The sequence below is a fragment of the Methylobacterium sp. J-030 genome, assembly GCF_022829545.1.
Taxonomy (GTDB): Bacteria; Pseudomonadota; Alphaproteobacteria; order Rhizobiales; family Beijerinckiaceae; genus Methylobacterium.
Genome location: NZ_JAKSYM010000149.1, coordinates 1 through 5,237 on the forward strand (window position 1 = coordinate 1; position 5,237 = coordinate 5,237).

Annotated in this window: 7 protein-coding genes; 4 read left to right on the plus strand and 3 right to left on the minus strand. The window is 63.5% G+C overall.

The window, feature by feature from the left end:
- Together MKK75_RS08605 and MKK75_RS08610 are read left to right on the plus strand one after the other, a co-directional pair.
- Window positions 1–423 (plus strand): hypothetical protein (locus tag MKK75_RS08605; RefSeq protein ID WP_244042173.1); only part of this gene is annotated, 423 nt, incomplete at its 5' end.
- Between the two features lie 935 nt (window positions 424–1,358).
- The gene (locus tag MKK75_RS08610) at window positions 1,359–2,126 is read left to right on the plus strand and encodes a Crp/Fnr family transcriptional regulator (RefSeq protein ID WP_244042174.1); all 768 of its coding nucleotides are present in this window, start codon (window positions 1,359–1,361) and stop codon (window positions 2,124–2,126) included.
- A gap of 310 nt (window positions 2,127–2,436) precedes the next feature.
- On the opposite strand, the gene MKK75_RS08615 is transcribed toward MKK75_RS08610, so the two are convergent.
- The gene (locus tag MKK75_RS08615) at window positions 2,437–2,700 is read right to left on the minus strand and encodes a hypothetical protein (RefSeq protein WP_244042175.1); all 264 of its coding nucleotides are present in this window, start codon (window positions 2,698–2,700) and stop codon (window positions 2,437–2,439) included.
- 434 nt (window positions 2,701–3,134) lie between these two features.
- Between MKK75_RS08615 and MKK75_RS08620 the strand changes: the two genes are divergently transcribed.
- Window positions 3,135–3,887, plus strand: coding sequence for a sensor histidine kinase (locus MKK75_RS08620; RefSeq protein WP_409567542.1), 753 nt, complete (start codon window positions 3,135–3,137; stop codon window positions 3,885–3,887).
- Between the two features lie 22 nt (window positions 3,888–3,909).
- Window positions 3,910–4,275, plus strand: coding sequence for a response regulator (locus tag MKK75_RS08625; RefSeq protein WP_244042179.1), 366 nt, complete (start codon window positions 3,910–3,912; stop codon window positions 4,273–4,275).
- Between the two features lie 121 nt (window positions 4,276–4,396).
- Here MKK75_RS08625 and MKK75_RS08630 read toward each other — a convergent pair whose 3' ends face one another.
- Both MKK75_RS08630 and MKK75_RS08635 read right to left on the minus strand, forming a co-directional pair.
- Window positions 4,397–4,585, minus strand: a complete 189-nt coding sequence (locus MKK75_RS08630) for a hypothetical protein (protein ID WP_244042177.1) — start codon at window positions 4,583–4,585, stop codon at window positions 4,397–4,399.
- 319 nt (window positions 4,586–4,904) lie between these two features.
- Complete coding sequence (locus tag MKK75_RS08635) at window positions 4,905–5,156, minus strand: hypothetical protein (RefSeq protein WP_244042178.1); 252 nt, start codon at window positions 5,154–5,156, stop codon at window positions 4,905–4,907.
- Window positions 5,157–5,237 lie beyond the last annotated feature (81 nt).

The window sequence follows — 5,237 nt, forward strand, 5'->3', positions numbered from 1 at the left end:
CCGTTCTCCGCCTGCCGCAGGGCAAAGGCGATCTGTTCGTTCGTGAAGCGTTTGCGAGGCATGGCATCCACCCTCCTTCAGGGTTCAGGATGCCCGAAAAACTCGCGCTCAGTGCGGACCAGTTTGGTGGGTCAGGGTCAGGCTGCGATAGAGCGCGGCGCCTTGGGCGTGGTGGCGGATGACTGCCGGTTCGAGAATGAGGCGGTGGCCGTGCGGGCGTTTGGCGGCACGGTGCTACGCCTCGACTGGCCAGGCTTCGCCCAGATTGCGGAAGAACGCGTCTCCGAGCACGGGATCGCGGACGCCTACCCTGTCCTCAATGATGGTGAGCCGGAGACATTGTTCGAGCGCCTCGATTTCGTGGTCCGGCGCATGGTCGCTATGACAGGGCACAGCGCAGATTGTCATTCGGATTTCAGATGAGCGGCGTCTGCTATCGATCGAAAAGCTTCAAGAGACGATGGCCGTACTCTTGTAGGAAGCCATATGCGAGGTAGGAGCCTTGAAATGTGGCGTTAACTTCGAAGCCGCGCAAAAAAACATTGGTGAAAGGCCGTAGGTGCAATGCGCCCTCGACCCCAACCGCGACGGCAAAGATCATCGAGATAACGACCAGACCTAGGTAATTTAGCCAGCGCGCGGTTAACATTCCCAAGACAACGGCAAAGACGAAAATCATGCCAGGTACGCATTTCTGAACCAGTCTGCTATCCCGTATACTCGTTCACATTCAGATCGAAAAGCACCCCTATGGGTGGGCGCAGCTAAATAACTTATTTGGATGTAGTATCACCAATGTAGTATCAACGGTGCTATCAGCCGCGTCACCAGATATGATATAGCCGTGAGCAACAGCGGCCCGAACATCACCATGGCGACACGAGTGGAAGGCGTGATGGCTGAAATGTATGTCCGCAGTCGCCGACTAACAGTGTTCAGCCTCAGCAATCGACTGGGCCGGGATGAGGGATCGTCAGCAATCATCATCAATTATTGCGCTTGTATGTAGAGTTGAGCATACTTCCGTGCAAGCAAACCAGCGAGCCGATCTTTCACTGGCGCCGCAACAGAATGCGACAATTCGCGCATGGCGATGCGAGCCCCGCCGCGGAGCGCCACTAAGCATCTTCCATCATCGGACGGCCGATCCAACCGGAATGAGAACCGCGCCGCCAAGGCGTGAAACCCAGCGTGATCCGCGGGCGGTAACACGCGCAGTTTGACCGGACGCCATCTTTTGATGCCTAAGCCAAACCGTTCGTCGCGAGCGTGACGGTCACCTTGGAACGCGTCGCGAGATCGCCGACTTCGTGTAAAGGCGCATCGGGGCGCACGAACTGACAGCCGCTCGAAGGTCTATGCCGAACCCGTTCATCCAAAAGCTGGCGCTTCGGGCACATCTAGACGCACAAGATATCGAAGCTCTTCGCGGTGCCACCTGTGACGTCACTCAGGTCGATGCAGGTCGAGATCTCTCTCTCGATGGCAGCACGCCCGGCGTTGCTTACGTTATCCTCGAAGGTTTCGCCTGTCGCTACAAACTCGTAGACGACGGCGGCCGTTCGATCCTCGCCTATCTCGTCCCCGGCGACGGCTGCGATCTGCACGCCTCGTTGCTCAATCGTGCGATCAACTCGGTGGCGACACTGACCCCGTGCACCATCGCGTCGATCTCCTACCAGATGATCAAGGGGCTGGCCGCGTCTCGGCCAAACATCTTCCGCGCCTTGTGGTGGTCGGTCCTGGTCGACGAAGCCGTGCTGCAGGAATGGTTGGTAGGGATCGGGCGTCGGTCGGCCGACAGGCAGATCGCGCATCTCCTGTGCGAGTTGCTCACCCGGCTCCAGGCTATCGGGCTCGCGACCGAACCGGACTATAGACTGCCGCTGACGCAATCGGAGTTGGCGGATACCGCCGGCCTCTCGAACATCCATCTCTCACGCGTGCTAGCAGATTTGCGCAAGGCCGGGCTGATCAAGAGCGGCCGCAAAAGCATCAGTGTGCCCGACATCCGGCGCCTGCAAACGTTCGCCGGGTTCGACCCAGGCTATCTGCTTCTCTCGGGTCCGAATGCGAACCCGACCGAACTCGGGGCGCTGCCCGGGACGACGGGTCTCATCCGTTGAAGCTGGCGATTTAGCGTGCGCGCGACCGGCGGTATGGGTCAAGCTAATTGCAGGCGATTACGGGTCTCCATGAACTCTGCCACCCGATCGAGCACCTGTCGGGTGACGGTCATGTTCAGGTCGGTGGGCTCCAGTGATTGGTCCTCGACCGACACGAGGAACCCCGCGCTCGCCACCTCCCCCGGCTGCCCGGTCGCCTACGCCAGTGTCCGAGCGGATTCGTGAACGGGCGCGGCGGCACGTCCGCTCCATCGCTAAGCCGACTGGAAGCGGACCAACGGAAAACCACCCAGACCGAGCATGCAGAGGATCACCTCTGCAAGAAGGTGGCGATAAGTTCGGATGCCAGAGCGCGATCCTCATCGGGTGCTGCTTGCACCGCGGCGCGCACCATCGTTGCTGTCGCAGGATCGCTCTGCGCTGCCTGAAGCACCGCCCGCCCAACAGCAGCCTCCATCCTACTTGGCGACGGCCGCCCCGCTCGGTAAGCGGGACCGGGCTGGAAGAGCATGTAGAGGATCGTCAGCAGTAGGATGATGACGACGAGGAGGGCTGCAAGGATCGCGATCTTCATGGCGCCCCATATCATGAGAGCCCTCGCTCCAACGCGAGGATCGGGTGGCTACGACCGCCCCAAGATCCATCTCCCGCCCATAGCAGCCGATCAGCCTGGTTCGGTTTGAGTATGCGGTGGAGAACCGGCGCCATCGGTCCGCTATAGATCCGCCTTTTACGAACAGTCGTTCGCGGCTGGTTCCGACCCGCTGCGGCGGCCGGAGAGCCGCTCGATGCACTTCGAAAGCGGACGTCTGTGATCGCCGCGCCGGCGGAGCCATCGACACCCGCTTTCCCAGAGAATGTAGTCTGCACGCTGGCGATTTCGGGCGTCGATCTCAAGGCGGCCGGCTGAACTTCATCTCGTTCCACCCGGACCTTTCCCAGGGGCGCGGCAGATCGCGTTGACGCCGCAGCACGGCGGCGGCGCTGCTGGCCATCGACACACGAGTCCTGCTCAACGTGCCGATCCTGGAGCGCGGCCGGCTCGTCGGCATCGCCTTCGTCAACTGGGCCGACCACCATCCCTTCACGGAAGACGACCTCGCCTTCGTGCGCACCGTCGCCAACCGCGTGCAGAGCGCGGTGGCGGGCTTGCAAGCCGAGGCGGAGCAGCGCGTACTGAACGAGGAGATCTCGCACCGCCTCAAGAACACGTTCGCGATGGTGATCTCCATCGCCATGCAGACGCTGCGCTCGGTGTCGGAACGTGCACCGGTCGACGCGTTCGTGCGCCGCATCCATGCGCTCTCGTCCGCCCACGATGTGCTGCTACGGCAGAGCTGGACCGCGGCTCCTGCGAAGGAGGTCATGCGCGCCGTACTGGCCAACGCTGGGCACGATGACCGTATTGACCTCGCAGGCCCCGAACTCGACCTCGGACCACGGGCGACGCTCTCGCTCTCGCTCCTCTTGCACGAGCTTGCGACGAACGCGGCAAAGTACGGCGCCCTGTCGGTACCGGACGGACGGGTCGCGGTCGGATGGCGGTTCGAGGGCGAAGATGAGGGACGTGAGGTGTCGCTCGACTGGACGGAGCGCGGCGGGCCGCCGCCGACGCCCCCAGCGAACACCGGACGCAAGGGCTTCGGTTCGCGGCTGATCAATCTCGGGCTGGTTGGAACGGGGGGTGTCGACCTCCGTTACCCGCCGTCCGGGTTCCAGGCGACGATGCGCGCGCCGCTCGTCCAGTTGCAGCATTCCTGAGGAGATACAGTTGGGTCAGGGAATGCCGCCCGCGCGGTCCGTCGTCCTGGTCGTCGAGGACGAGCCGCTTCAGCGCCTGATGGCGGTGGACCTGGTAGAGGAGGCGGGCTTCGACGTGGTCGACGTCGCCGGCGCGGACGAGGCGGTGCTCGTCCTGGAGAGCCGCCCCGACATCCGCGTGGTCTTCACCGACATCGACATGCCCGGCGGCCTGGACGGGATGCGGTTCGCCGCAACCATCCGGGACCGCTGGCCTCCCATCGAACTCGTCATCGTCTCGGGCAGGCGCAGGCCCCGGGCCGACGAGTTGCCGGCGCGGGGCGTCTTCTTCTCCAAGCCCTACAAGAAGGAAGAGATCACCGCCGTCATCCGGCGAATGGCGGGGTGATCCCATCGGCGAGGGCGGCCCCATGCCCGCCACTCATGCGTCCGGTTTTTCCATGGCCGCGCATTTAAGCGGAACGGCAGAAATCCACCCGTAGCAGTCGTTCAGGGATGGGTACCAAGCGTCAGATTTGGACCACTAGGGTCCGGCGCATGGTCTCGGCGTCACGCTCACGCCTCTCCACCTCTTCACGGCGCCGCTCAGCGGCTTCCGCTTCTCGGCGTTCGGCGGCGCGCTGGTCCTGGCGGAACATCTCCTCAATGCCAGCCCGCACGCTCGGGTGGATGACGGAATTCATGATCGGGTCGTTCATGGGCACACCTATCGCGGGGATCGTCACCGATGTGTCGCGATGGCGAGGGGCCCGAACCCGTGACGGTCTGCTGGGCGCCTGCGCGACCTCGGCGCCGCTGCTGCGGTGCGTCTTGGGCCGTAGGGTGATGGTAGCGCTGGGCGCCAACAGCGCAACGCCTGGTCGAGGATGCTGGTAATAGCGCGAGAAGAGCGGCGGCGCCCTTTGAAAAACAATCAAATTTTTCAAATAGGCTGGTTTTCAAAGGGCTGCGTGCGTCGCGGTTTAGGGGCACAGCCCCATTATTTTTATTCGGGAATAATCGGATAATCGGGCGCGCTCAGTGCTCGGTGACGAAGCGCGCGGCCCAGTCCTCCGCCGTCAGCTCCGGCCCGACGAGGCACAGCACGCCGTTGCTGACGGTCGCTCGGCCCTGCGCAGTCCAGCGCTGCCAGTTCGCCAGGGCGTCGGCCGCCCGCAGATCGCCGGCCGTGTCGTCGATCGGGTGATCCGACAGGAGGGCAGTGGGGGCACCGGTGTGGCGCGCGGCCTCCAGGCGGGCGAGGCGGCGTTCGAGGTCGATGAGGCTCATGGTCTAGCTCCAGGATGGCGCAGGACAGGCCAGTCCGCGCGGATCGTCAGGACCGGCCAGCCGCGGCGGTGCTCGCCTCGC